The sequence below is a fragment of the Pontibacterium granulatum genome (assembly GCF_029961155.1).
Taxonomy (GTDB): Bacteria; Pseudomonadota; Gammaproteobacteria; order Pseudomonadales; family Balneatricaceae; genus Pontibacterium; species Pontibacterium granulatum.
The window spans coordinates 76,571-100,290 of the sequence record NZ_JASBRH010000011.1; the positions used below are offsets into that span (position 1 = coordinate 76,571).

Sequence of the window (23,720 nt, forward strand, 5' to 3'; positions counted from 1 at the left end):
TCAATTACCACACTCTATACCTTCATGTTCAGAGGAGAGCTTCGCCCACATGCCAGGCATGTGAGCTGTCCTGTGAGCCTAAGTTCCTTCGGCGATAACGATAAAAGGCGTATGTGAGCGCCACGCGATAAGGGGGCCGTCATGGTGAAAAGAATAATTGATCATTTTGAGGAGAGTTTTCTCTCCCTGCTGATGGTGTCGATGACACTGTTGGTCTTTGCTGAGGTGGTTTTGCGCTTCGGCTTTAACACCGGTATCCACTGGGCGCAGGAAGTGACCCTGCTGATTGCTGCCTGGTTTGTGCTTTACGGCGCAAGTTACGGTGTGAAAGTGGGCGCTCACATCGGTGTGGATGTGTTTGTAAAGCTGCTGCCAAGCCCGATTCACCGCTTCCTGACGCTGCTGGCGATTGTATTGGCGCTGGTGTACTGCGGCATGTTCCTGTACGGCTCCTGGATCTATCTGGCGAAGATGAAGATGATCGGCATCGAGCTGGAAGATCTGCCGGTCCCTAAATGGATTCCAATGAGTGTTCTGGTGATCGGTTTTGCACTGCTGGCGCTGCGTTTCCTGGAACTTGGCTGGAAGGTGCTGAAAGGCGATGCGGAAGGTTTCCACTTTGTTGATGAAGCCAAAGAATCCATGGAGATTGCTGAAGAGCTGAAAGAGCACACCGAAGCGGATGTGGCGGTATCTGAAGCGACCGACGATGGCAAGGAGACCAAATAAATGACTATTGCTGCATTGTTCCTTATGTTGTTCGGTTTCATCTTTATGGGGATGCCGATTGCGATCGCTCTGGGTTTCTCCTCGGTGACCACTATTCTGCTGTTCTCGAACGACTCGCTGCCATCGATTGCGCTGAAGCTGTTTGAAGCAACGTCTGAACACTACACGCTGCTGGCGATCCCGTTCTTTATTCTGTCCTCCGCGTTCCTGTCCACCGGTGGTGTGGCGAAACGGTTGATCAACTTTGCAATCGACAGTGTAGGCCACATCCGTGGCGGTCTGGCGATGGCGTCCGTACTGGCATGTATGCTGTTCGCAGCGGTATCCGGGTCTTCCCCGGCAACGGTAGCGGCGATCGGTACCATCGTAATCGCGGGTATGGTGCGCGCAGGTTACCCACAGTCATTTGCGGCGGGTGTCATTGCTAACGCCGGTACCCTGGGTATCCTGATTCCACCATCCATCGTCATGCTGGTATATGCGGCGGCGACTGAGGTGTCCGCATCCCGTATGTTCATGGCCGGCTTCATCCCGGGCATCATGATGGGCGGCATCCTGATGCTCGCCATCTATGTGGTGGCGCGCATTAAGAAGCTACCCGCACAGCCGTTTCCGGGCATGCGTCAATTGGCGAAATCCGGCGCGATTGCAATGGGTGGTCTGATGCTGATCGTCATCGTACTGGGCTCCATCTACGGCGGTATCGCATCCCCAACTGAGGCGGCTTCTGTCGCAGCGGTATACGCTTACCTGATTGCGGTCTTTGGCTACCGAGATATCGGCCCGATGAAAGGTGTGCTGTGGCGCAAAGATGGTGAAGCTTTCGGTACGGCGACCGCACGTAACATCGGTCATATGCTGATTGCACTGCCTAAGTCCGTGACTCACCCGGAAGTACGCAAAGTGATCCTGGATGCCTCCAAGGTATCCCTGATGCTGCTGTTCATTATCGCCAACGCGATGCTGTTCGCCCATGTACTGACCACTGAGCGAATCCCTCACACCATCGCGGAATCCATTATCGAGTGGGGGCTGCCAGCGTGGGGCTTCCTGATCGTGGTGAACATCCTGCTGCTGATTGCGGGTAACTTCATGGAGCCGTCGGCAATCCTGCTGATCATGGCGCCAATCCTGTTCCCGATTGCAACACAGCTGGGTATCGATCCTATTCACCTGGGTATCATCATGGTGGTGAACATGGAGATCGGCATGCTGACACCGCCGGTGGGTCTGAACTTGTTTGTAACGGCCGGTATCACCGGAAAGAACATGGTCTGGGTCATCAAGGCGTGCCTGCCTTGGTTGAGCCTGTTGCTGTTCTTCCTGATACTGATCACGTATATCCCGCAGATCTCTCTGTTCCTGCCGGAGTTGATTGATTCCATGCGCGGATACTGATTTCCGAATCCCAATCCGGAAACGTACGGAACCCTTCCCTCCTGGCGGGGTTCCGGTTTGCTCCTATCTGTACCGATTGGTTAGTGCAGTTGCCACCGAGGCTTCCTCGGTGGCTTTTTTATGTCTGGTTGACGCACGTTTCACGCCCTCGAAAACCGTAAGCCTTGTGCTTGATCTTACAAAGCTTGGTTGGCTCTTTGGGGAATGCACCTTCTTTTATTATCGCCCCGATAGGGCGAGATAAGGGGAGTTGCTGAACTCCCCTTATCAATCCCCGTCAGCCCCACTACTTGCCCGCTTCGCGGGTTCCCTGTGCGTTTCGAAATAAAACGAAGCAAATAAACTCGGCCTTCGGCCTCAAACAGAATTTGCTTTTAGTCGTTTTATTTCTGTAATGCTCGGCGGCGTAGAGGGGAGGAAAGTTCAGTGCCAAACGGTAACTTCGATCCCAGAGTATCCAATGTAGGGTAGGCATTCAGCCTACCGGCAGCGTGAACGCTGCCCTACAGTAGCGGGGATTCCCATGCGCTAATCTCTAGGCAGGCACAGACCTATCTCCCTTCTACGTAGCCGAGCATTGCAGGGTTCGCGTGATGAAGGCCGAGGACTGTTTGAGGAGCGAAGCGACGAGTTCCGCAGGCCCACGTGAAGCCGAAACGCGCAGGGCACCGGACGCAGTCCGGCAAGTAGTAGGGTTGGCAGGGATTGGTAAGGGAGGGCCAACCCCCTCCCTTGCCTCGCACTAATAAGGGCGAACAAGGAAAACAAACGTATTACTTAGCAGCGGTACGTCTGTTAGTCGACGGGTGATTTATATCACCTGTCTGTCCGTTCTATCGAATCCCCGCGCACAGTTACGTATAATACCCCGCTGATCTTTTTCTGGAGTATTAAGGTGTTCGGTTCTGTTGCAGCATTGTGGGGCTTTACCGGTATCTGCCTGATTCTGGGCAGTGCAATCTATCGCCTGAGCCAGATTGCCTGGCAGATGTTTGATCAACCACTGAGCTGGTATCACTGGGCGGCGTTGGTGGCGTGTGTGGGCTTTATGGGGTTTGCCGAGGGCTACCGTGGTTTCCAGAAGGCGTTTTCACCGCGGGTGGCTGCGCGTATCTATTACCTGTCCCAGCATGTGACGCCAACGCGTGCCTTGCTGGCGCCGCTGTTTTGTATGGGGTACTTCCACGTGCGCCGTAAGCGTCAGATTGTCACGATCTGCCTGACACTGGGTATCATCGTGTTGGTGCAGTTTGTCCATATGATGCAGCAGCCGTGGCGTGGGATCGTGGATGCAGGGGTGGTTGTGGGGCTGACCTGGGGGGTGCTGTCGATTGCGTTGTTTACCCTCAAGGCGTTCTTTGGCAAAGGTTTTAGCCATTCGCCGGAAACGCCTTAAAGATCTGTCTTATAAAGAAATATTAAAAAAGCTCCCTTGGGAGCTTTTTTAATGGATGAAATCCGGGCCAGGCCGTTAGCCGAGGAACAACTGGTAGGCGTGGTTGTCGGTTTCGTCCCAGTAGTTGTAGCCGATCTCTTTCAGGAAATCCTCGACGTCTGCGCGTTCGGCGGTTGGTACCTGCATACCCACCAGAACGCGGCCGTATGCCGCGCCGTGGTTACGGTAGTGGAACATGGAGATGTTCCAGCGACCGCCCAGGGTGCTGAGGAACTTCATCAACGCGCCCGGACGTTCCGGGAACTCAAAGCGGTACACTACTTCGTTCTTCAGTGTGCCCGGTGCGTGACCACCCACCATGTAACGGATATGCAGTTTGGCGATCTCGTTGTCGGTCAGGTCTTCCACCTCGTAGACATTTTCACGCAGATCGTTGAGCAGCTCTTCACGACCATCACCACCCGGACGGGTCTGGATGCCTGCAAACACAACCGCTTCGTTGTCGTCGCTGTAGCGGTAGTTGAATTCGGTGATGTTGCGCTGACCCAGTGCAGCGCAGAACCCTTTAAAACTGCCCGGACGTTCCGGGATCTTCGCCGCAACAATCGCTTCGCGCTTTTCACCCAGCTCGGCGCGTTCCGACACGTGGCGCAGGCGGTCGAAGTTAACGTTGGCACCGGAGTCGATGGCGATCAGGGTTTCATCGCTGCAGTTCTCGCGTGCCACGTATTTCTTCAGACCCGCGACACCCAAAGCGCCGGCCGGTTCGCAGATTGAACGGGTGTCGTCGAAGATATCCTTGATTGCCGCACAGATCTCGTCGGTGTTAACGGTGATTACTTCATCCACGTATTGGCTGGCGATGTCGAAGGTGTACTCGCCGATCTGGGCAACCGCAACGCCCTCGGCGAAGATGCCGACCTGGGAAAGAACCACGCGCTCGTTGGCCTCCAGAGCCGCTTTCAGGCAGGCGGAGTCCTCATACTCGACACCGATCACCTTGACTTCCGGGCGCAGGTATTTGATGTACACTGAGATACCGGCGATCAGGCCGCCGCCGCCTACAGGTACGAACACCGCATCAATCGGACCGCTCTCCTGACGAAGAATCTCCATCGCGATAGTGCCCTGGCCGGCGATGACATCCGGATCGTCGTAGGGGTGGACATAAACGTAGCCGTGTTCTTCAACCAACTGCCGAGAGTAGGCGAGCGCTTCATCAAACGCATCACCGTGCAACACCACATTGCCGCCCCAAGCGCGGACGTTATTGACCTTGATTTCAGGGGTGGTTTTCGGCATCACGATGGTGGCTTTCACACCCATCTTGTTGGCGGCCATCGCCAGACCCTGAGCATGGTTACCGGCAGATGCTGCTACAACACCCCGTGCACGCTCTTCAGCGGTCAGGTGATTCATCTTGTTGTAGGCGCCGCGCAGCTTGAAAGAGAACACCGGCTGTTCGTCCTCGCGCTTCAGAAGCACGCGGTTGCCCAGTCGGGCGGACAGCGACGGTGCTTTTTCCAGCGGCGTTTCAACAGCCACATCGTACACGCGGGCTTCCAGAATTTTCTTGATATATCGGTGTGCCATAGAGATTGCTTTCTTGCGGGGATTTGAGACCGGATAAACCAAACATGTTAAAGGCTATACCACCCGTGAACAAGCAATAAACCGGGCAAATTCGGCCAATTTAGGCCATTTCTGTCTGATTTTTATCCTGCCGTGGGAGAGCGTTGTACCTGGCGGCTTTCGTGCGGCAATTTATGCCGATCTGCATGGGGGGAGAATTAGCGCCAAAGCCGTCTACAAGCGGGCCGGTTCTGTGCGTATAATTTGCGCAAATTTGCTTATTAAATGACTTTCATAAATTACCTTCTTAAATGACCGGGGATGCGTAACGCATGACACAAGACGAAATGAAGAAAGCGGTTGGCCAGGCGGCAGTTGATTACATCAAACCGCGCCTGGAGAAAGACAGCATTGTGGGTGTCGGTACCGGCTCTACTGCGAACTGCTTCATCGACGCACTGGCCGAGATCAAGCATTTGTTCGACGGTGCGGTGGCAAGCTCCGAAGCGACTGCCGAGCGTCTGCAGGCACATGGTATTCCGGTTTACGACCTGAATAACGTGTCAGAAATGGAAGTCTATGTGGATGGCGCGGATGAGTTCGATAACGGTCTTCACCTGGTGAAAGGGGGCGGTGGTGCCCTGACCCGCGAAAAGATCGTCGCCGCCGTAGCCAAAGAGTTTGTCTGCATCGTGGACAGCACTAAGCACGTGGACGTGCTGGGCGCATTCCCGCTGCCGGTGGAAGTGATTCCGATGGCGCGTTCGCATGTGGCTCGTGAACTGGTAAAACTGGACGGTATGCCGGAATGGCGCGAGAACTTCGTGACCGACAACGGCAACGTGATTCTGGATGTGTACGATCTGGAGATCACCGACCCGAAAGGCCTGGAAAAGCACCTGAACAACATCGTCGGTGTGGTGACCAACGGTCTGTTTGCCCAGCGTGGCGCTGATGTGGTGCTGATGGGTACGGAAGAGGGTGTGAAGACTATCAAGCTGGACAGTTGATAGTCTGACGTTACTGCCCGGACTGCAACGGTTCGGGCAGTTTACGCAACAGTCGCTTAGAACTGCAGATTAGACACGGCGATGCTTGCCGGCATAGTGATCCATGCCAAAGCTACCAGGTTAATCAGAATCCAGCCAAAACCAGAGCCGTCGCGGAAGTTTTCGTCGTGATGTGCCATTGAGTTCACCCTTTCAAATGTTGAAGTCGGAAAATCTGTATCGCAGTACAGGTTGGACGCCCCGCATAGAATGAGTCGTCCGTTGTTGGCGACGGGAAGACTATGCTCTCTTCTCTCTACGCCCGTGCTGTTATCACTGGTCATCTCAACGACCGTTCATTTGTGACGGTGTCGAAACGCCAAAATCATCGCTCCGGTTTGCCGGAGTCTATTGGGAAGGTGCGAATAAGTCCTGTTAGTGCTCTGCAAGCCCTTAAGCCTGTATATGCTAGGCGCAGTTTGCAGGTAATGGCCTTAGCCCTAAGCAAAAACTGCAACAACGCAGATGCAGGCTTAAGGGCTTGCCCTATGGGGCTTTCGGGAAAATTCACACTCGGTGTCAGCACTTTTTGCAAGGTTGCAACATTCCTGCAAAGCGCTTCCTTGATTGTGAATCTTCCCGAAAGCCAGAGTGCCTACAGGACTTGTTCGAACCTTCCCTGTGTGCTTATAAATTGCACAGAACTGTCTTGCAGCGCGATTCTAGCAGGACAGATTTCCTTTGAGTAGTCTGCTAATTCCATGATTTTTATAATGATATATAAGTGCTATTACTTATTTTTGAATGGGCCCTCGGGTATAGGGCGGTCGGGGCAGGTGTCTGAATGCGGTGTCTGACCCACAGAGGTGGGATCTTTTTCACGGTCCAATTCCTGAATTTTTCGTGATAGAGAGTATGATAGGAAAAGTTGTCTGCAAAGGGATAGATCGGATGCGCTGGTTACTGAGTCTGCTGGTTATTTTTGCGTTGCTGCTGCACAACCTTCCCTACCTGGTGCGTGACCAGGTGGTGATCTGGTTACGGTCCCAGGGGGTTGAGCATGCGGCTCTGAAAGCACTGAATGTAAATTGGTTTAGCGGTGAGATAGAGCTCGTTGAGCTGCGCGCCGAGCGGGAAGGGCACAAGCCGCTGAATCTGGATCGGCTCTACCTGCAGCTGGACTATGCCGCCCTGACCGAGAAGCGCCTGCTGCTGCGTCACATCGATATCAAAGGCCTGGATTCCGGCATCGTCGAGCAGGCGCCATCGCTCTGGCTGGGGCCGCTGGATCTCAACGAGCTGGCATCCGGCGACGAACAGACCAGTGAAAGCGAAGACAGCTCCGGATCTGCCTGGTTGCCCGGGGTGGACAATATCCGCCTGGATGACATCCGCTGGTATACCGCCATTGCAGGCCAGAAACACCAGCTCAATATTCGTCAGGGTGAGCTGAGCGACTTCCACTTCTGGGACAAGGAACAACCCACCGCACTAAACCTTGAGGGCAGCGTGAATGGCGCGCCGCTGGTGCTGAAAACCGAAAGCACCCCGCTGCCGGAGGAGAAACGCAGCACCCTCAGCATCAATATCCAGCGCTTCCCGCTGCACAGCGTCACGGCACTGATCGAACCCGGCCTGAAAGCCACCGTGGATCTGGATCTGCAGATCAGCGCAGCGCTGAAAGGCGAAAGCGGCCAGGTGCAGCAGAGTGGCTCCGTGCGCATCCAGGACCTACAGCTCAAACAGGAAGCACTGCACCTCAATCAATCCGACCTCACCTGGAGCGGCGATCTGGCTGTAGTGTTGAAAGATGGACAACCTGAGAAGGTAAGCGCTAAGGGCCAGCTAAAAGGGGCGGGATTGGGCCTGCAGCAGTCGACGCAGGTGATTGGCCTGGACAGCTATGCGCTGGGGCTGGATGCGGTGATGCAGGGGGCACACCAGGTTCTGAGTCAGGCTGGCCCACTTATGTTGTCGGGGCTCGACCTGCAGATGGGTGATCTGCAACTGAAGCATGCCCAGGTGAACTGGGATGGATCCGTGGGACTGACACTGAATCAGGGCAAACCTGCTGACCTGAAAGTCGGCGGCAAACTCAAAGGCGATGGTCTGGCGCTGAAACAGCAGAAGCAGAACATCCGGCTGGCGGGCTATGCGCTTCAGGCACAGGTGAACAGCGTCGATATGAGTAACTTCGATATCCGCCTGCCCAGCACGGCCCTGAACCGGTTCAGCCTCTCCGTGGCTGACAATCCGCTGGTAGCCGCACAGACGTTGAAGGTAGAGCAGGCACACGTTGCACTGCCGCTAAGTGTGAAAACCGGTGCGGTGGCGCTGGATGACCTGCTGGTGCTGGGCGAAGAGCAGCATCTGCTGAAGTTGTCCCGCACCCGTCTGGCGTCGGTGCAGTTTGAGCCAGAGAAGGCGGCCCTTCTGGGTGGCCTGCGTCTGGCGGGGCTGGATGCCAACGTGACCCTGTCCAAAGAGGGCACGCTGCATGATGTGGAGTGGTTGCAGGCGCAGCTTGCACCGGTGGAAGGCCAGGCCAGAACTGATGCGGAAACTGAAGCCGAGCCGGAGCAAGCGTCCGGGGATGTGCTGCGCATCAGCCTGAGCAGCCTGGATCTGGTGGGCGAGAACCAGATCCGCTTTACCGATCAAAGCACCGAACCGCCATTCAAGAGCCGCATCGACCTGAACACCCTGAGCGTGGGCAAGGTGGATACTCAAACAGTCGCCGCGACGCCGTTTAACGTGCAGGCCACCCTCAACCAGTTTGCCAAGCTGAACCTGCAAGGTGAAGCGGAGCTGGCCGGTAGCAAGCACAACGGTAACTGGAAGCTGGACCTGACCGGTCTGGAGCTGCCTCCGCTGAGTCCGTACGCTGAGCGTTACACCGGCTACTACCTCAACAGCGGGCAGCTCAGTCTGGATGCCGAGGGCACCCTGAGCGAAGGCCAACTGAAGGGTGAAAACAAGATCCGCATCAACCGCCTGACTGTGGATCAGCGTGATGGCGACAAAGTGGCTGAGTTCAGCCAGAAGATCACGATGCCGCTGGAAACCGCGATCATGGTGCTGGAGGACAACGACAACAACATCAATTTGGTGATACCGGTGAGTGGTTCTCTGGATGATCCGTCCTTTGGTTATCAGAGTGTGATCAACGATCTGGCTGGACGGGGCTTGAAGAGCGCCGCGTTGAGTTTCCTCACCAAGTCGCTGCAGCCCTACGCAACGCTGATCTCCCTGGCAAGCAGCGCCATCGATGCCTCCGAGAAGGGGGCTTTTGTCACGCTGAACCCGGTGGAGTTTACGCCGGGCAGTGTTGCCCTGACCGGCAATTCCAAGGGCTATCTGGGTAAGCTAGCCGAGATGTTAAATCAGCGTAAGGCGATGCGTCTGAATATCTGTGGCCGGGCAGTACCGGCGGATGCGCCACAGCTGATGCCAGCCATCGAAGAGGCCAACAAGAAACGTAAGAAACCGTTGCCACCGGAAGCGCTGCAGCAGGAACTGCAGGCCAAGCTGCAGGAACTGGCCGGTCAGCGTGCGGCCGCCGTCAAAGAGCAGATGTCGGCCAGCGTAGACAGCGGACGTCTGTTCCTTTGCTTTGCCCAGGTGGATAAGTCTGACGACGCTAAACCGAGGGTGGAACTGGGGCTCTGATCCGGGCCCCTTTTTCACTTGAGTTAATCGCTGCGTAGCGCGGCTTAGCTGAGCGTGCGCAGCAGGCGGTAGCTGTTGCTCTCATCCACCCGGCGCCGTGCCAGCAGGCCGGTCAGGGTGAACAGGGCGGTGGCGGTGAGTGGCAACAAGACCCAGTTACTCGGATGCAACACCGGCTCGATCAGGACCAGTCGCTGGTGGATAAACCACAGCGCGATCTCTCCCAGCGCGGCAGCCAGCCCGCCGCACACCAAACCCAGCAGGGCAAACTCCAACAGATCCAGCTGACGGCACTGTTGTGGTGTCGCGCCCAATGTATGCAGCAGGGCGTTCTCGTAACGGCGCTGGTCCAGCTCCTGGCTGAGGGTGGTAAACACCAGAATCAGCCCCGCCAGCAGGGTCAGCAGCATCACCATGCCGGAGGTGTCGCTAAGCTTGCCGATCAGGCTGCGTGCCTGCGCCAGCAACTGATCGATATCGATCAGCGTGATGGTTGGGAACCGCTGCAACAGGGCGGCTGCAACCTTACGCTGCTCACCCTCGGCATGGAAACTGGTGATATAGCTCATTGGCATATTATCCAGCGCGCCCGGTGTGAAGATCACATAAAAGTTGGGTTGAAACGATTCCCACTGCACAGCCCGCACCGAGGTGATTACTCCATCCACCGGAAAACTGCCCACGGTAAAGCTCAGCGTGTCGCCCAATTTCAGCCCCAGGGTGTTGGCAAACGCCTGTTCCACCGAGATATAGGCCGTATCCCCATCTGCCTGGGGTGACCAGCGGCCTGCCACCAGGCGGTTGTGGCCTGGCATCTCGGAGGTCCAGCTCAGGTTCAGTTCCCGGTTCAGGGCGTTGTGCTGGCGTTGCTCAGGGGTAAACGCAGTCGCCACCGGTTCGCCGTTCAGCGCCGAGATTCGCCCGCGGATCATCGGGTACAGGCTGCTGTTGAGCTGGTAGTTGTCCAGCACCTGATCCACGCCGTCGCGTTCGTGCGGCTGAATGTTGATCAGGAAGTGGTTCGGTGCGTCATCCGGCAGCTGGTTCTGCCAGCGCTCCATCAGGTCGGAGCGAGCCCAGAGGCTGATTGCCATCAGGGCCAGCAACAGGCTGATCACCGGGATCTGCATACGGTGCCAGCGTTGCTGTTGCTGTATGCGTAGACGCAGCAAGCGCACCAGCGTGTGTTTACCGGCCAGGGCAAAGGCAGAAATGCGCAGCAGCCAAGCACCAAACTTACCTAATACCCAAGCGGTGATCAGCAGGGCGCCGATCAGGATCAGAGTCAGTTGCAAGTCCTCCAGGTAGAGCATCAGTAGGCCGGTCAGCAGAACCCCCGCCACCAGTTGCAGTACGCGCCCCCCCAGGGTGGTCGGTGCAGCTGTACGGCGGAACAGGTACATCACCGAGACTTGGCTCATCGCCACCATTGGCGGCAATCCCAAGGTGATCAGGCTGACCAGACCCAGCAACGCACCGAGGCCATAGAATACCGGTTGGGCCAGAGGTACCGGTTGTGGCAACAGGTCACTGAGTAAAACGAGGGCGAACTGCTCCAGCAGCAGGGCGATGCCAGTACCCACCAATGCGCAGGCCACCCAGGCCAGCAACAGCTGCAGCAGGAACAGTATCTGTAGCTGGCGTGCGGTCATGCCCAGGCTGAGCAGCACGGCGGCACGATCACGTGAGTTGAGGGTGTAACGACGCAAGCTGAGGGCGATGGTCAGGGCCGAGATCAGCAGGGTCAGCAGTGCACCCAAGCGCAGGTAGCGCGAGGCATTGTTGAGGGCACTGCTGTTGATGTTGTTATTGCTGTTATCGAGAGTGATTAGTCGCTCATCGCTGGCCATGCTGGCCCGGATGCGGGCTTCCAGCTGCTTGAGTGCTTGCGGCTCACCGGCAAACAGCTGACGGTAACGGGCGCGGGACCCCACCCCCAGCAGTTTGGTGGCGGTCAGGTCCTGACGGTTGATGATCACCTGCGGACTGAAGGTGCTGAAGCCGTTGCCTCGGTCCGGCGTGCTGGTGAGTTGTGCCGCCACGGTAAAGGTGGTGTAGCCCAGCTCGATCTGGTCGCCGACTTTCAGGTTCAGTCGTTCCAGTACGGAAGGCTCCGCCCACAGGGTGCCCGGTTCGGGTAGGTGGGGCAGCGTGGGTTGGGTGACAATCTTACCGCGTAGCGGGTAGGGGGCTTCCACCACCCGCAGGGAGATAAGCAGCAGATTGTCACCGGCTTCTATCATGGTCGGGAACTGAATGACACCGGAGGTTTCCAATCCCAGTGAGCGCGCACGCTCGGCGATGGCCGGATCAATCGGACGGCCGCTGCGCAGGGTCATGTCGGCACCCAGCAGTTCGGCGGTCTGGCGCCCCAGGCTTTGTTCCAGGCGATCGCCCAGTACCGCGAGCAGGGTGGCGATGCTGATTGCCACGGTCAGTGCCAGCAGCAGGGCCCGCCAGATCGGCAGGCGGTTGGCGGCGAGGGTTTGTTGCCACGCCAGCTTGAGCAGGCTGTGGTTAGTCATGGAGTGCTCCCGCCGTACGCCTCTCTTTCAGCTCGCCGTTGTGCAGGTGCAGGCGACGGTCACAGCGGGCTGCCAGGTGGTTGTCGTGGGTGATCAGCACCAGGGTGGTGTTCTGGTCGCGGTTAAGCTGGAACAGCTGTTCGATGATCGCCTCGCCGGTATGCTCGTCCAGGTTGCCGGTGGGTTCATCGGCAAACAGCAGGTCAGGTTCGGTGGCAAAAGCGCGGGCGATAGCGACACGTTGTTGTTCACCGCCGGACAGCTCCGCCGGGTGATGGTCGAGACGTTCGCCCAGGCCAACCTGCTGCAGCCAGCTGCGCGCTTTGTCTGGCGCATCGGTGGTACCGCGGATCTCGAGCGGCAGAATGACGTTCTCCAGGGCATTCAGCTCCGGCAGCAGGTGAAAGGTCTGGAATACAAAACTGATATGGCGGGAGCGCAGCTCGGCCCGCGCCTTCTCGTCCAGCTGATGGGTGGCCTGGCCGGCGATAGTGATGCTGCCCTCAGTGGCGAGATCCAGCCCGGCGAGCAGGCTCAGCAGGGTGGATTTTCCCGCACCGGACGGACCGGTGATGGCTACTGTCTCGCCCCTTTGGATCTGCAGACTGATGTTGCTGAACAGCTCCAGTGTCCCGGCTTGCGTGTCGAAACGTTTTGCGACATCTTGAGCAGATAATATGATTTCTGAAACAGGCCCGTTCATGTTACGTATTCTCGTCCTTTCATGGCTCTTCATTATTGCCCCTATCAGCCAGGCGACCACACTGTTGGTACTGGGGGACAGCCTTTCCGCCGCCTACGGCATCGCTCCCGAACGTGGTTGGGTGGCGTTGCTGGACAAGCGCCTGCAGCAGCAGGGATATGCTGTGTCCGTGGTCAACGCCAGCATCAGCGGTGAAACCACTCAGGGTGGTTTGAGCCGCTTACCGCGGTTGCTGGAACAGCATCAGCCGGACATTGTGTTGCTGGAGTTGGGGGCCAACGACGGTTTACGTGGTACGTTCCCGCCGGTGATTCGGAGCAACCTGAATCGTCTGACCCAGCTCTCGAAACAGCAGGGCGCCCGGGTGCTGGTGTTGGGTATGCAACTGCCGCCGAATTACGGCCCGGCCTACACCCGCCGCTTTGCGGAGGTGTTCACCGGGGTTGCCGAAACCCATGATACCGCCCTGGTACCGTTCTTCATGGAGAAGGTGGCACTGGAGCCGTCGCTGATGCAGGGCGACGGCCTGCACCCTAATGCAGCGGGACAGCCTTTTTTGCTGGATACGGTGTGGCCGGCGTTAGTACCGTTACTGCCTCGGCCGTAACCGGCAGCGGGATGGTCACATCCACCCAGGTGCCCGTGCCGGGGGCGCTTTGAATCTGGAACTGGCCGCCGAGTGCATTTACGCGCTCACGCATGCCGATCAGGCCAAAGCCTTCCGCACTTTCTCCATGCTGGATAAAACCCAGACCGTTATCGCGGATGGAAAGTTCCAGATAATCCTCATCTTCCTGCTGCCGACGGTGCAATTCCAGCGTGATATGGCTGGCCGAGGCATGGCGCACAATGTTGGTGAGGGATTCCTGTACCAAGCGGTAAAGGGTGATGTTATAGGTTTCGCTCATCTCGTTGAGCGGACCACTGAAGCGGGTCTCAAGGCGCAGGCCCTGCTCCTGCAGGCGCAGGTTGGAGATGCACTCGTGCAGGGCATCCACCAGTCCCAGGTCATCCAGCGCGGTGGGGCGCAGGTAGCGCATCAGGTCGTAGGTAACCGCGTAGATGTGTCGGGCGATGGTATCGATGGAGTCGGCACTTTGGTGCACGGCGCTGGTCTCGTTGGGGTGCAGGCGCTTGAGCATACTGGCATCGGTGCGGATTGCGGTCAGGGACTGGCCCAGCTCGTCGTGCAGCTCCCGTGCCAGGTGACGGCGCTCAGTTTCCTGCACTTCCATCACCTTGTGGGCCAGGCGCTGGTTTTCGTGCAGCTGGGCATTTAATTCGTGGGTGCGCAGGGAAACGCGGTCTTCCAACTGGTTGCGTTCGGTTTCCAGCTGCTGCAGAACCTCCTCCCGCTGGCGCTGGCTAGCGGATTTCTGTTCGTGATAGGCCTGGGCAAGCTTCAGCAACGCCAGCGAAAACAGCATTGCACCCAGCATCAGCATCCAGTTGATATCACTCCAGACCATGCTGCGGGACAGTTGTACCTGCAGGGGTTGACCAAAGCGGTTGAGCTTTTGGGTCACCGACAGGGTCGGTAGCCAGCTGCCTTCGGCCAACTGGCCGCTCTGCACCAGCAGATCGCCGTGGGCATCCAGCAGCGCCACCTTGGTGTAGCTGTCCTTGGCTGGTGCAGTCGGTAGCAGGCCTTCGTAGGTAATTACCAATGAGGCGACCTGAAGGCTCTCCAGCGAGTCGTTGCCGCTGTGTGGCACAACTGCCTGATAGAGGGTGTAGGCCGCGCGGCCATCATCCAGAGTGAACGGTACCGTCGCCACCGGCCGGCGGTAATATACGCTGTCGAGGAAGGAGGAGGCGAACTGGGCGTCGCTGCTCATATCCAGTCCCAGAAAACGTCGGGTTTCCGAGTTGAACGGTTCTATAAAGGTAAACGGAAAAAACGCCCTCTCGCCATTGCTGCCAATGAGCTCCGGCCTGGCGTTGTTCTGGCGGATGCTGAAGTAGGTGTACCCGCGTGCATGCATCCCCTGCTCAAACCGACTTTGTTGGTTGGCAGTGACCCGCTCCTGTAACTGCAGTCGGGCGATGTGCGGATTACGCGCACGCATACTGGTGGCAAAGCGGCGTAGGGCCTGATGGTCATCCGGTTGGGCATCCACCAGGGTGGTAAAACTTTGCAGCAGCAGTTCGTTCAGGCGGGTGCGGTCATAGATGTTGTCGTAGAGGTAGCTGGCCTCTTCGCTGACCTGCTGCTGGATACGGGTGTAGTCGAAATTGATCAGAACCAGCTGGAGGCAGCCGGCCAGGATGAGCCACAAGGTGGGCAACGTCCATTTGTGCAGTGGGGTTTTCACTGTCAGACATCCTGTCTTGGGGTTAGTGGGCGACCGATCTTGAAGAGCTGGTCAAATATTACGCTATTTGCTGAAGTTTGACGAGGCTGCCCGCCGCCGGTTCCATCCGGGGAAAGCACAAGGCACCCCGCAGGGTGCCTTGATCAAGATGTCGGAGAATCCTTAGCGGATTAACCTGCTAGGTTTTCGTTGACGAAATCCCAGTTCACCAGGTTCCAGAACGCCGCCAGGTAATCCGGGCGTACGTTGCGGTAGTCGATGTAGTAGGCGTGTTCCCACAGATCGACAGTCAGCAGTGCGGTCTGGCCTGCGGTCATTGGGGTACCTGCGTTGCTGGTGTTGACGATCTCCAGGGAGCCGTCAGGGTTTTTCACCAACCAGGTCCAGCTGGAACCGAAGTTGTTCACCGCTTTGTCGTTCAGCTCTTCTTTGAACGCTTCGAATGAGCCCCATTTAGCGTTGATCGCATCCGCGACAGCGCCGGTTGGCGCACCGCCGCCGTTTGGCGACAGGCAGTTCCAGTAGAACGTGTGGTTCCAGATCTGAGCTGCGTTGTTGAACACGCCGCCTGCAGGGGCAGACATGATGATCTCTTCCAGCGTTTTACCTTCAAATTCGGAGCCCGGGACCAGACCGTTCAGTTTAACCACGTAAGTGTTGTGGTGTTTACCGTGGTGGTAATCCAGGGTTTCAGCAGAGATGTGCGGTTCCAGCGCATCACGCGCGTAAGGCAGTGCTGGCAATTCAAAGCTCATGAGTATTTACCTCCATAGTAGTTACAACCATACTGCGATCTTTCCTATGACCTCAGCGCAGTAGAGCTGCATAAGTGAATTGAGAATAGCACTGCCTTTCGCGGTTTTCATGGGACAAAACGTAAGGTTTTTTTGAATAGAAATACGCGGGTTGCGACTAAAGTCAGCTGTAAGAGCTGTGGTGAAGGCCTAGAATGGGGCTTCATAACAATAATCAGAACAAAGTGTTTACAAAAAATGGGTAAGATTTTTCTCTGGATCGGAGCGGTATCACTGGCAATCTACCTGGTCAAAACTCAGCTGTGGACGTCCAAGACGTACGAACCTTTTGTTGAAGCCTGTATGACCGGTGAAAACGCAACACAGGAGCGCTGTGAGTGCCTGGGTAAATATGTACACAAGCACTTCAGCGATAATGAAGTCCGCGCCATCATGGCACAGCGCCTGGACGGTGCCTTTGGCGAGAAGGTAAAAGAAGTGGTGGCGGCAGGTTCACAGGCCTGTGTGAGCCCTTAACCTGTTCCTTTCGCTTTTCAGCCTGCGCCGTTCAGCGTGTGCAGCGGGAAGTCCGGATCACCCACCACGTAGAAAAACGGGTTGGTCAGGTCCTCCCGCTGGTTGTATCTCAGCGGTGCCAGTGTGACCGCATTCACCAGTTTCCCGCCTGCTGCTTCCACAATGGCCTGTGCCGCTGCCGTATCCCACTCCGAGGTTGGGAACAGGCGCGGATAAAGGTCGGCTTTGCCTTCGGCGATCAGGCACATTTTCAGTGAGCTGCCACTGGCCAGGCTCTCCACCTGATCGAATTCCCCGGCCAGTTTTTCCAGCAGCTTGTCGTTCTGCTCCTGACCGTGGCGTCGGCTGGCGGTGACCACCAGGGTGCTGCCCAGCGGGCGGCTCTGGATGGCGTGTACGCTGCCGTCCGTTTCCTGTTTCCAGGCGCCTATGCGGGGGCCACCCCAGTAAGTTTCGCGGGTGGGGGGCAGGTGGATGATGCCAAGGATCGGTGCACCGTCCCGAATCAGGGCGATGTTGACGGTGAACTCGTCGTTGCGGCGGATGAACTCTTTGGTGCCATCAAGCGGGTCGATACACCAGAACAATTCCCACTGGCGGCGGGTGGCGAAGCTGATATCGTCAGCTTCCTCGCTCAACTGGGGGATGGTGGGGTTGAGTTGGTTCAGGCCCTTTTCAATTACCCGGTGGGCGGCCAGGTCGGCGGCGGTAACCGGCGAGTCGTCGCCCTTGGCCTGCACATCGAAGTCGTCGCGCTGGTAGACCTCCATGATCGCGTTGCCGGCCTCTTCGCAGATGCGGCGCAGGTCGGGGATAAACAGGTCGATATCCATCAGCGGCAGCTCTCGTTGGCCAGGAAAGTGCGGGTCATATAAAGGGCGGCGATGGCACGGCCTTCACTGAACTCCTCCTGCAGCACCAGGTTCTCCAGGTCTTCCAGAGGCCAGCTGACCACTTCCAGCTCTTCCGGTTCGTCGCCTTCCAGGCGGCATGGATAGAGGTCGCGGGCGATGATCACGTTGATGGTGTGTCCCATGTAGTTGGGGGCGGAGGACATCACCTTGAGGCTGTTCAGGCGCTCGGCGCCAAAGCCGGCTTCCTCTTTTAACTCGCGGTCGGCAGCCTGGTGGGCGGTCTCGCCAGGGTCGATCAGGCCCTTGGGCAGGGTGAGGGTGTAGTCCTCCAGACCGGCGGCGTACTCGCGGATCAGCAACACGTTGCCGTCGGCAGTAATGGGTACGATCATCACCGCACCGTGGCCGCGGGTGGCCAGGCGTTCATAGATTCGTTCGGCGCCGTTGGAAAAGCGCAGGCTCAGCTCTTCGACCTGAAACAGACGGCTGCTGGCGGTTTGGGTGACCTTCAAAATTTCCGGTTTAGCGGGCATACTGTAATCACTCTCATTTGGCTTATCTCCCGGCGCATAATTTCCATGATTGACTGGTCCCAAATCGATACCGTCCTGTTGGATATGGACGGCACGTTGCTTGATCTGCACTTTGACTCACATTTCTGGCTGGAGTTTTTGCCCCAGCACTATGCGAAGGTGCATGCGATGGAACCCGGCGAGGCGCGGGCGTGGTTACATCAGCGTATCATACAGGAGCAGGGCACACTAAATTGGTACTGCCTGGATTTCTGGAGCCGCGAACTGGGCATGGACGTTCCCGAGCTGAAGAAGGAAGTGGCCGACAGAATCGCCTTTCGGCCACACGTGCAGGACTTCCTGACACGGCTGCGTCAGGAAAATATCCGCACGGTGATTGTAACCAATGCCCATTACGGCAGTCTTAACCTTAAGAAGGAACGCACCGAAATCCACACGCTGGTGGATGAAGTGATCTGTTCCCACGATTTTCAGCTGCCAAAAGAGGATGTGCGCTTCTGGGATAAGCTGCACGAAGTCGAGCCGTTTAACCCGCAGCGCACGCTGCTGGTGGATGACAGCCTGCCGGTGCTGCGCTCGGCGCAGCAATACGGTATCCGTTACCTGCTGTCGATCTACCAGCCCGACAGCCAGGCGCCGCGCCGTGAGATCGATGAGTTCAACGCAATCGATCATTTTGATGAAATAATGCCGAAGAAGTCTGATTCATGAGTGAACAACAGGGTGACAAGGTCCGCCTCGATAAGTGGTTGTGGGCTGCCCGCTTTTACAAGACCCGCGCCATCGCCAAACAGATGATCGACGGGGGTAAGGTGCACTACAACGGCCAGCGTACCAAGTGCAGCCGACATGTTGAGATAGGGGCCACGATTCAGATCCGCCAGGGTTTTGATGAGAAGGTGGTCATTGTAATGGCACTGTCTGATACCCGCCGGGGTGCCCCGGAAGCGCAAAAGCTGTACCGCGAGACCGAGGAGAGTATCGCCAAGCGTGAAGAGCATGCTGCGCAGCGCAAGGCGATGGGCTCCAGCCTCAATCCACGCAACCGTCCGAATAAGAAAGACCGCCGTCTGATCCGTGGATTTAAAGATCAGGTTGTCGAATAGACAGCCCCGCAGAAGATAGCGCCCGTTCACTACCGTTTGTGGTAAGATGGCGGGCAGATTAACAACCTCGTCTATTTACTACCCTCACATGAGCAATTCCGATCAGATTCAACGTGTCCTGTTCGATGAACTGGATATCCGTGGTGTTTTGGTGGGCCTCGAAACGAGCTACCAGCAAGCCCTCGAAAAACACAACTATCCCCAAGTGATCCGCCGCGTGCTGGGCGAGATGATGGCTGCAGCCAGCGTGCTGGCGGCCAACCTGAAGTTTGAGGGACGCCTGATCCTGCAGGCGCAGGGTGAAGGTGACGTAACCCTGCTGATGGCAGAGTGTAACCACAACCAGGAGCTGCGTGCGATTGCCCGCTTTGACGGCGAATTGCCGGACGAGGCGCGCTTCATCGATCTGCTGGAGAAAGGTCGCATGGCGATCACCATCGACCCGCTGCAAGGTCAGCGCTACCAAGGCGTAGTGCCGCTGGAAGGTGATACCCTGGGGCAGTGTCTGGAAGCCTACTTCGGCCAGTCCGAGCAGCTGCCTACCCAGATGCATTTCTGCGCCGATGATGAACGTGCCGCGGGATTCATGCTGCAGGTACTACCGGCGGAAGGGACTGCCGAGGAAGACTGGGGCCGAATCAGCCACCTGGCGTCCACGCTGAAGGATGAGGAACTGCTTGAGCTGGATAATGAAACCCTGCTCTTCCGTCTGTTCCACGAAGAGAAATGCCGACTGTTCGAGGCGGACATGATTCAGTTTCGCTGTGACTGTTCCCGCGAACGCAGCCTGAATACCCTGAAGTTTATGACCAAGGAAGAGTTGCAGGAGATTCTGGATGAGCAGGGCAACATCGATGTGGCCTGTCAGTTCTGCAATGAGCAGTACCACTTTGACCAGGCCGATCTGGAGTATCTGTTCTCCGATTCATCCGGTGCTCCGGGCTCTGATTCTGTGCACTGAATGGAAAAAATCTTCAGGGGTCAAACAATTAGCTGATCCCTGAATGAGACCCGTTTTTGAAATGGCGTTGATGCCACTTTTTGTGCAATAATACGCCTCCTTTTTATATAACTATGACAATAAACTGCCCCTAATCCCTAGGAGCAGAACGTCTAATTGCTTATCAGGTAACGTTATTGGCGCCTACGCCAAGGGAACCCAGTAATGACCAAAGAATCTGTGAATACCGTAAACATTAACCTGAGCCCGGCTCAGCTCGTAGAAAAAGCTATTCAGGCTGGCGAAGGCCGCCTGGCTGATACCGGTGCCCTTGTTGTGGAAACCGGTAAACGCACCGGCCGTTCTCCGATGGACCGTTTCATCGTAGAAGAGCCAAGCACTGCTGACGCAATCGATTGGGGTAACGTAAACCGTCCATTCGATTCCGACAAATTTGACGCGCTGTGGGTGCGTGTTGAGGAATATATGGCAGACAAGGAATCTTATGTCGCCAATGTTCACGTAGGCTCCGATCCTAATCACTACCTGCCGGTTAAGATGACTACGCAGACTGCATGGCAGAACCTGTTTGGTCAGAACCTGTTCATCCGCCCTGAGGAGTTTAACCCGAAGAGCAAGGAAGAGTGGCAGATCCTGAACGTTGCAGGTTTCGAATGTGTGCCTGAGCGTGACGGTACCAACAGCGATGGCTGTGTGATCATCAACTTCGCAAAACGTAAAGTCCTGCTGGCAGGCATGCGTTACGCAGGTGAAATGAAGAAAGCGATGTTCTCTGTGCAGAACTTCCTGCTGCCAGAGAAAGACGTGCTGCCAATGCACTGCTCCGCAAACGTAGGCGAAGACGAGAGCACTACGCTGTTCTTCGGTCTGTCCGGTACCGGTAAAACTACTCTGTCCGCAGATCCAGAGCGTTACCTGGTCGGTGATGACGAGCACGGTTGGGGTAAAGGTGTTGTCTTCAACCTGGAAGGTGGTTGCTACGCGAAGACCATCAACCTGTCCAAGAAAAACGAGCCTATCATCTGGGACGCGATCCGTTTCGGTGCCATCGTTGAGAACGTTAAGCTGGATGATGCGCGCACTGCAGACTATAACGATACCTCACTGACTGAGAACGGCCGTTGTGCATACCCGCTGCAGCACGTTGAAAAGCGTACTGAAACCAACATGGGTGGCGAGCCACAGGCAATCGTATTCCTGACCTGTGACCTGACCGGTGTACTGCCGCCAGTGTCCATCCTGTCCAAAGAAGCTGCGGCATACCACTTCCTGTCCGGTTACACTGCACTGGTAGGTTCTACCGAAATGGGTTCCGGTGGCGGTATCAAGTCTACCTTCTCTACCTGCTTCGGCGCGCCATTCTTCCCTCGCCCAGCAGCCGTTTACGCTGAGCTGCTGATGAAGCGTATCGAAGAGTTTGGTTCTCAGGTTTACCTGGTAAACACTGGCTGGACCGGTGGTTCTTTTGGTACTGGCGAACGCTTCAGCATCCCAACGACCCGTGGCATCATTGCAGCAATCCAGAGCGGTGCACTGAAAGATGTTGAAACTCAGCATCTGGACGGTATTAACCTGACTGTACCAACATCCGTACCGGGTGTTGAAGCAGCGCTGCTGAACCCGCGTGAGACTTGGGCTGACAAGGGTGCATACGACGCAACTGCGAAAGACCTGATCGGTCAGTTCACCAGCAACTTCGAGAAGTTCTCCGGTGTATCTGAAGAGATCATCAGTGCAGGTCCTCAGCGGTAAGCACAGCTTTAGATCCGCGATAAAAAACGCCCTCAATTGAGGGCGTTTTTTTTTGGCTTTCTGCGCCCCAGCGTTGAGTGCTGAATATGTAGGGTAGCCTCTGCGTCATCTTTGGTGATCAGGCTACCGGCAGCCTAATCACCTTCGATGACGACGAGGCTGCCCTGCAGTAAGGCCCCTGATTGGCCTGCGTTCCTGTCAGAAAGCAGGGTGTGTATCAGCGCAGTAGATTATTCCACGTCCAGAGAATAGTCGATCACCTTCAGGTAGTCGGCTTCCTGCTGCAGGTCGGCTGCGGTCAGCGGGTTATGCTGCAGCCAGCCCTCCGGGAAGCGCAGGTGCAGCTGCTTTCCGTCGGCGCGGAAGATAATAGCCGGCAGTCGCAGGTTGCTTTCACTGCGGTTCAGCAGTACGGATACTCGTAGCAGAATACACAGGCGCTTGTACGGTTCCTGCAGGTACTTTGGCAGCTTCTTGAACTCCTCTTTCGGAAACTTGCGACGGTGACCGCGTGCCAGGGTGGCAACCAGTTGTTGATCGCGGTTGGTAAAGCCCGGCAGGTCTGAGTTGTGCAGCAGGTAGGCACTGTGCTTGTGGAACTGGCTGTGGGAGATCGTCAGGCCGATCGGGTGGGTGCGCGATGCCCAGCTCAGCATGTCGTGGTAGATTGGGCGTTCCAGCCCCCAGTCGTCCTTTACCTGGGCCCAGCCCAGTAGCGCGGTGTTTTCAATACGCTGGGTCAACTCGCTGTTCACGTGGTAGCGCTCAACCAGTGCATTGATGGTTCGCTCGCGCACATCCTCATGTTCCAGGCGACCAATGGTGTCGTACAGCAGGCCCTCGCGCAGGGCGCCGGTGGAGTAGTGCATCTTGTCGATGTCCAGCGACTCGAAAATACCGGATAAGATCGCGATGCCGGCGGGCAGTACCATGCGACGCTCTGGCTTGATCGCTTCCAGATCGATATCGTCCACGGTATCGAACGTCAGCAGCTTATGTTGCAGGTGATAGAGGCTTTGCGCGGTAATGGCATCGTCGCTTAGGCCACTGCTGACCAGCGCGTTGCGGATCGCCTTGATGGTGCCGGAAGACCCCACGCTGCTGCTCCAGCCCAGGTCGCGGTAACGCGCCTGGATCGACAGCAGTTCCTGCATAGCTGCGGTTTTCGCCTGCTGGAAACGCTGGGCGGTGATTACACCGTCCGGGAAGAAGCGTTTGGTATAGCTGACGCAGCCCATATGCAGGCTTTCCAGCTCCTGGGGCTCGAAACGCTCACCAATGACAAATTCGGTGCTGCCGCCGCCTATATCGATCACCAGGCGCTTGCCCAGGTCATCCGCCAGTGTATGGGATACCCCCAAATAGATCAGGCGAGCTTCCTCACGACCAGCAATGACCTCTAAGTCGGTTCCCAGGATTTTTTCGGCCTTTTCTATAAAATCCGCAGCGTTCTTGGCTTCGCGCAGGGAATTGGTCCCCACGATGCGTACTGCGCTACGGGGTAGAGAAACAATACGTTGCGCAAATCGGCTCAGGCATTCCAGGCCGCGTTCCTGAGCGGCGTCGGTCAGTTTCTTGTTTTTGTCCAGGCCTGCCGCCAGTTGCACCTTTTCGGACAATACATCAATCGGTTTTAATTCGCCGTGAGCCAGGCGGGCGACCATCATATGGAAACTGTTGGAGCCAAGGTCGATTGCTGCCAGGAGAGTGGAGTCCTGGTTGTCGCCGCCGGCTATCTCCTGCTGGGACATGCTATAAAAGCCTCAAGATCGAAAGAGCTACACGTTGTGTGTGCAAATGTATATACACGTTACTCTTAAGGGTACCAGAAGAGTCATTACAGAACATAGATTCCGGACCTGATTGGGTTATACCGATATAAGAAATTGGTCTCGTTTGTCGCTCTTCTGCTGTCGTTAATTGGATGCAACGATGGTGTAAGTTGGT

Annotated in this window: 20 protein-coding genes; 11 read left to right on the top strand and 9 right to left on the bottom strand. The window is 56.7% G+C overall.

Features of this window, described 5'->3' with window-relative positions:
* Nucleotides 1-141 precede the first annotated feature (141 nt).
* The 3 genes from QKW35_RS11985 to QKW35_RS11995 all read left to right on the top strand — a co-directional run bounded on the left by QKW35_RS11985 (nt 142) and on the right by QKW35_RS11995 (nt 3,523).
* Nucleotides 142-729, top strand: coding sequence for a TRAP transporter small permease (locus QKW35_RS11985; protein ID WP_282353364.1), 588 nt, complete (start codon nt 142-144; stop codon nt 727-729).
* Nucleotides 730-2,127 carry a TRAP transporter large permease gene (locus QKW35_RS11990; RefSeq protein ID WP_282353365.1) on the top strand — a complete coding sequence of 466 codons (1,398 nt, stop codon included), beginning with the start codon at nt 730-732 and terminating at the stop codon, nt 2,125-2,127.
* A gap of 895 nt (nt 2,128-3,022) precedes the next feature.
* A complete protein-coding gene (locus QKW35_RS11995; RefSeq protein WP_282353367.1) occupies nt 3,023-3,523 on the top strand; it encodes a hypothetical protein in 501 nt (166 codons plus the stop codon).
* A gap of 75 nt (nt 3,524-3,598) precedes the next feature.
* Here the strand turns inward: QKW35_RS11995 and ilvA are convergent, their stop codons facing one another.
* Complete coding sequence (gene ilvA / locus QKW35_RS12000) at nt 3,599-5,116, bottom strand: threonine ammonia-lyase, biosynthetic (protein WP_282353369.1); 1,518 nt, start codon at nt 5,114-5,116, stop codon at nt 3,599-3,601.
* A gap of 311 nt (nt 5,117-5,427) precedes the next feature.
* On the opposite strand from ilvA, the gene rpiA reads away from it, so the two are divergent.
* Nucleotides 5,428-6,105, top strand: coding sequence for a ribose-5-phosphate isomerase RpiA (gene rpiA, locus QKW35_RS12005; RefSeq protein WP_282353370.1), 678 nt, complete (start codon nt 5,428-5,430; stop codon nt 6,103-6,105).
* A gap of 56 nt (nt 6,106-6,161) precedes the next feature.
* Here rpiA and QKW35_RS12010 read toward each other — a convergent pair whose 3' ends face one another.
* Nucleotides 6,162-6,284: a hypothetical protein gene (locus tag QKW35_RS12010; RefSeq protein WP_282353373.1), complete on the bottom strand. Its 123-nt coding sequence runs from the start codon at nt 6,282-6,284 to the stop codon at nt 6,162-6,164.
* Nucleotides 6,285-7,035: 751 nt separating this feature from the next.
* On the opposite strand from QKW35_RS12010, the gene QKW35_RS12015 reads away from it, so the two are divergent.
* Nucleotides 7,036-9,753: a DUF748 domain-containing protein gene (locus QKW35_RS12015; RefSeq protein WP_282353374.1), complete on the top strand. Its 2,718-nt coding sequence runs from the start codon at nt 7,036-7,038 to the stop codon at nt 9,751-9,753.
* A gap of 44 nt (nt 9,754-9,797) precedes the next feature.
* Here QKW35_RS12015 and QKW35_RS12020 read toward each other — a convergent pair whose 3' ends face one another.
* A complete protein-coding gene (locus QKW35_RS12020; protein ID WP_282353375.1) occupies nt 9,798-12,278 on the bottom strand; it encodes an ABC transporter permease in 2,481 nt (826 codons plus the stop codon).
* On the bottom strand, nt 12,271-12,981 hold the full coding sequence (locus tag QKW35_RS12025; protein ID WP_282353376.1) for an ABC transporter ATP-binding protein: 711 nt from the start codon (nt 12,979-12,981) through the stop codon (nt 12,271-12,273). Before QKW35_RS12025 ends, QKW35_RS12020 begins: the two co-directional genes overlap by 8 nt.
* Here QKW35_RS12025 and QKW35_RS12030 point away from each other — a divergent pair.
* Nucleotides 12,980-13,588, top strand: a complete 609-nt coding sequence (locus QKW35_RS12030; RefSeq protein ID WP_282353377.1) for an arylesterase — start codon at nt 12,980-12,982, stop codon at nt 13,586-13,588. The genes QKW35_RS12025 and QKW35_RS12030 overlap by 2 nt on opposite strands.
* Here QKW35_RS12030 and QKW35_RS12035 read toward each other — a convergent pair.
* Both QKW35_RS12035 and QKW35_RS12040 read right to left on the bottom strand, forming a co-directional pair.
* Nucleotides 13,515-15,296, bottom strand: coding sequence for a CHASE domain-containing protein (locus QKW35_RS12035; protein WP_282353378.1), 1,782 nt, complete (start codon nt 15,294-15,296; stop codon nt 13,515-13,517). The two genes, QKW35_RS12030 and QKW35_RS12035, sit on opposite strands and share 74 nt — an antisense overlap.
* 170 nt (nt 15,297-15,466) lie before the next feature.
* Nucleotides 15,467-16,051 (bottom strand): superoxide dismutase, encoded by a 585-nt coding sequence (locus QKW35_RS12040; protein WP_282353379.1) that lies wholly within the window; start codon nt 16,049-16,051, stop codon nt 15,467-15,469.
* Nucleotides 16,052-16,288: 237 nt separating this feature from the next.
* Between QKW35_RS12040 and QKW35_RS12045 the strand changes: the two genes are divergently transcribed.
* On the top strand, nt 16,289-16,567 hold the full coding sequence (locus tag QKW35_RS12045) for a hypothetical protein (protein WP_282353382.1): 279 nt from the start codon (nt 16,289-16,291) through the stop codon (nt 16,565-16,567).
* A 17-nt stretch (nt 16,568-16,584) separates the two neighbouring features.
* Here QKW35_RS12045 and cysQ read toward each other — a convergent pair whose 3' ends face one another.
* Nucleotides 16,585-17,400, bottom strand: a complete 816-nt coding sequence (gene cysQ / locus QKW35_RS12050) for a 3'(2'),5'-bisphosphate nucleotidase CysQ (RefSeq protein WP_282353383.1) — start codon at nt 17,398-17,400, stop codon at nt 16,585-16,587.
* Complete coding sequence (gene nudE / locus QKW35_RS12055) at nt 17,400-17,954, bottom strand: ADP compounds hydrolase NudE (protein ID WP_282353385.1); 555 nt, start codon at nt 17,952-17,954, stop codon at nt 17,400-17,402. The genes cysQ and nudE overlap by 1 nt, the downstream gene beginning before the upstream one ends.
* 45 nt (nt 17,955-17,999) lie before the next feature.
* On the opposite strand from nudE, the gene yrfG reads away from it, so the two are divergent.
* The 4 genes from yrfG (at nt 18,000) to QKW35_RS12075 (ending at nt 21,773) form a co-directional block, all read left to right on the top strand.
* Nucleotides 18,000-18,665: a GMP/IMP nucleotidase gene (gene yrfG, locus QKW35_RS12060; protein WP_282353387.1), complete on the top strand. Its 666-nt coding sequence runs from the start codon at nt 18,000-18,002 to the stop codon at nt 18,663-18,665.
* A complete protein-coding gene (gene hslR / locus QKW35_RS12065; protein ID WP_282353389.1) occupies nt 18,662-19,060 on the top strand; it encodes a ribosome-associated heat shock protein Hsp15 in 399 nt (132 codons plus the stop codon). Before yrfG ends, hslR begins: the two co-directional genes overlap by 4 nt.
* 88 nt (nt 19,061-19,148) lie before the next feature.
* The gene (gene hslO / locus QKW35_RS12070; protein ID WP_282353391.1) at nt 19,149-20,021 is read left to right on the top strand and encodes an Hsp33 family molecular chaperone HslO; all 873 of its coding nucleotides are present in this window, start codon (nt 19,149-19,151) and stop codon (nt 20,019-20,021) included.
* 204 nt (nt 20,022-20,225) lie between these two features.
* Nucleotides 20,226-21,773, top strand: coding sequence for a phosphoenolpyruvate carboxykinase (locus tag QKW35_RS12075; RefSeq protein ID WP_282353393.1), 1,548 nt, complete (start codon nt 20,226-20,228; stop codon nt 21,771-21,773).
* A 230-nt stretch (nt 21,774-22,003) separates the two neighbouring features.
* Here the strand turns inward: QKW35_RS12075 and ppx are convergent, their stop codons facing one another.
* Nucleotides 22,004-23,524, bottom strand: coding sequence for an exopolyphosphatase (gene ppx, locus QKW35_RS12080; RefSeq protein ID WP_282353395.1), 1,521 nt, complete (start codon nt 23,522-23,524; stop codon nt 22,004-22,006).
* Between the last annotated feature and the right edge of the window lie 196 nt (nt 23,525-23,720).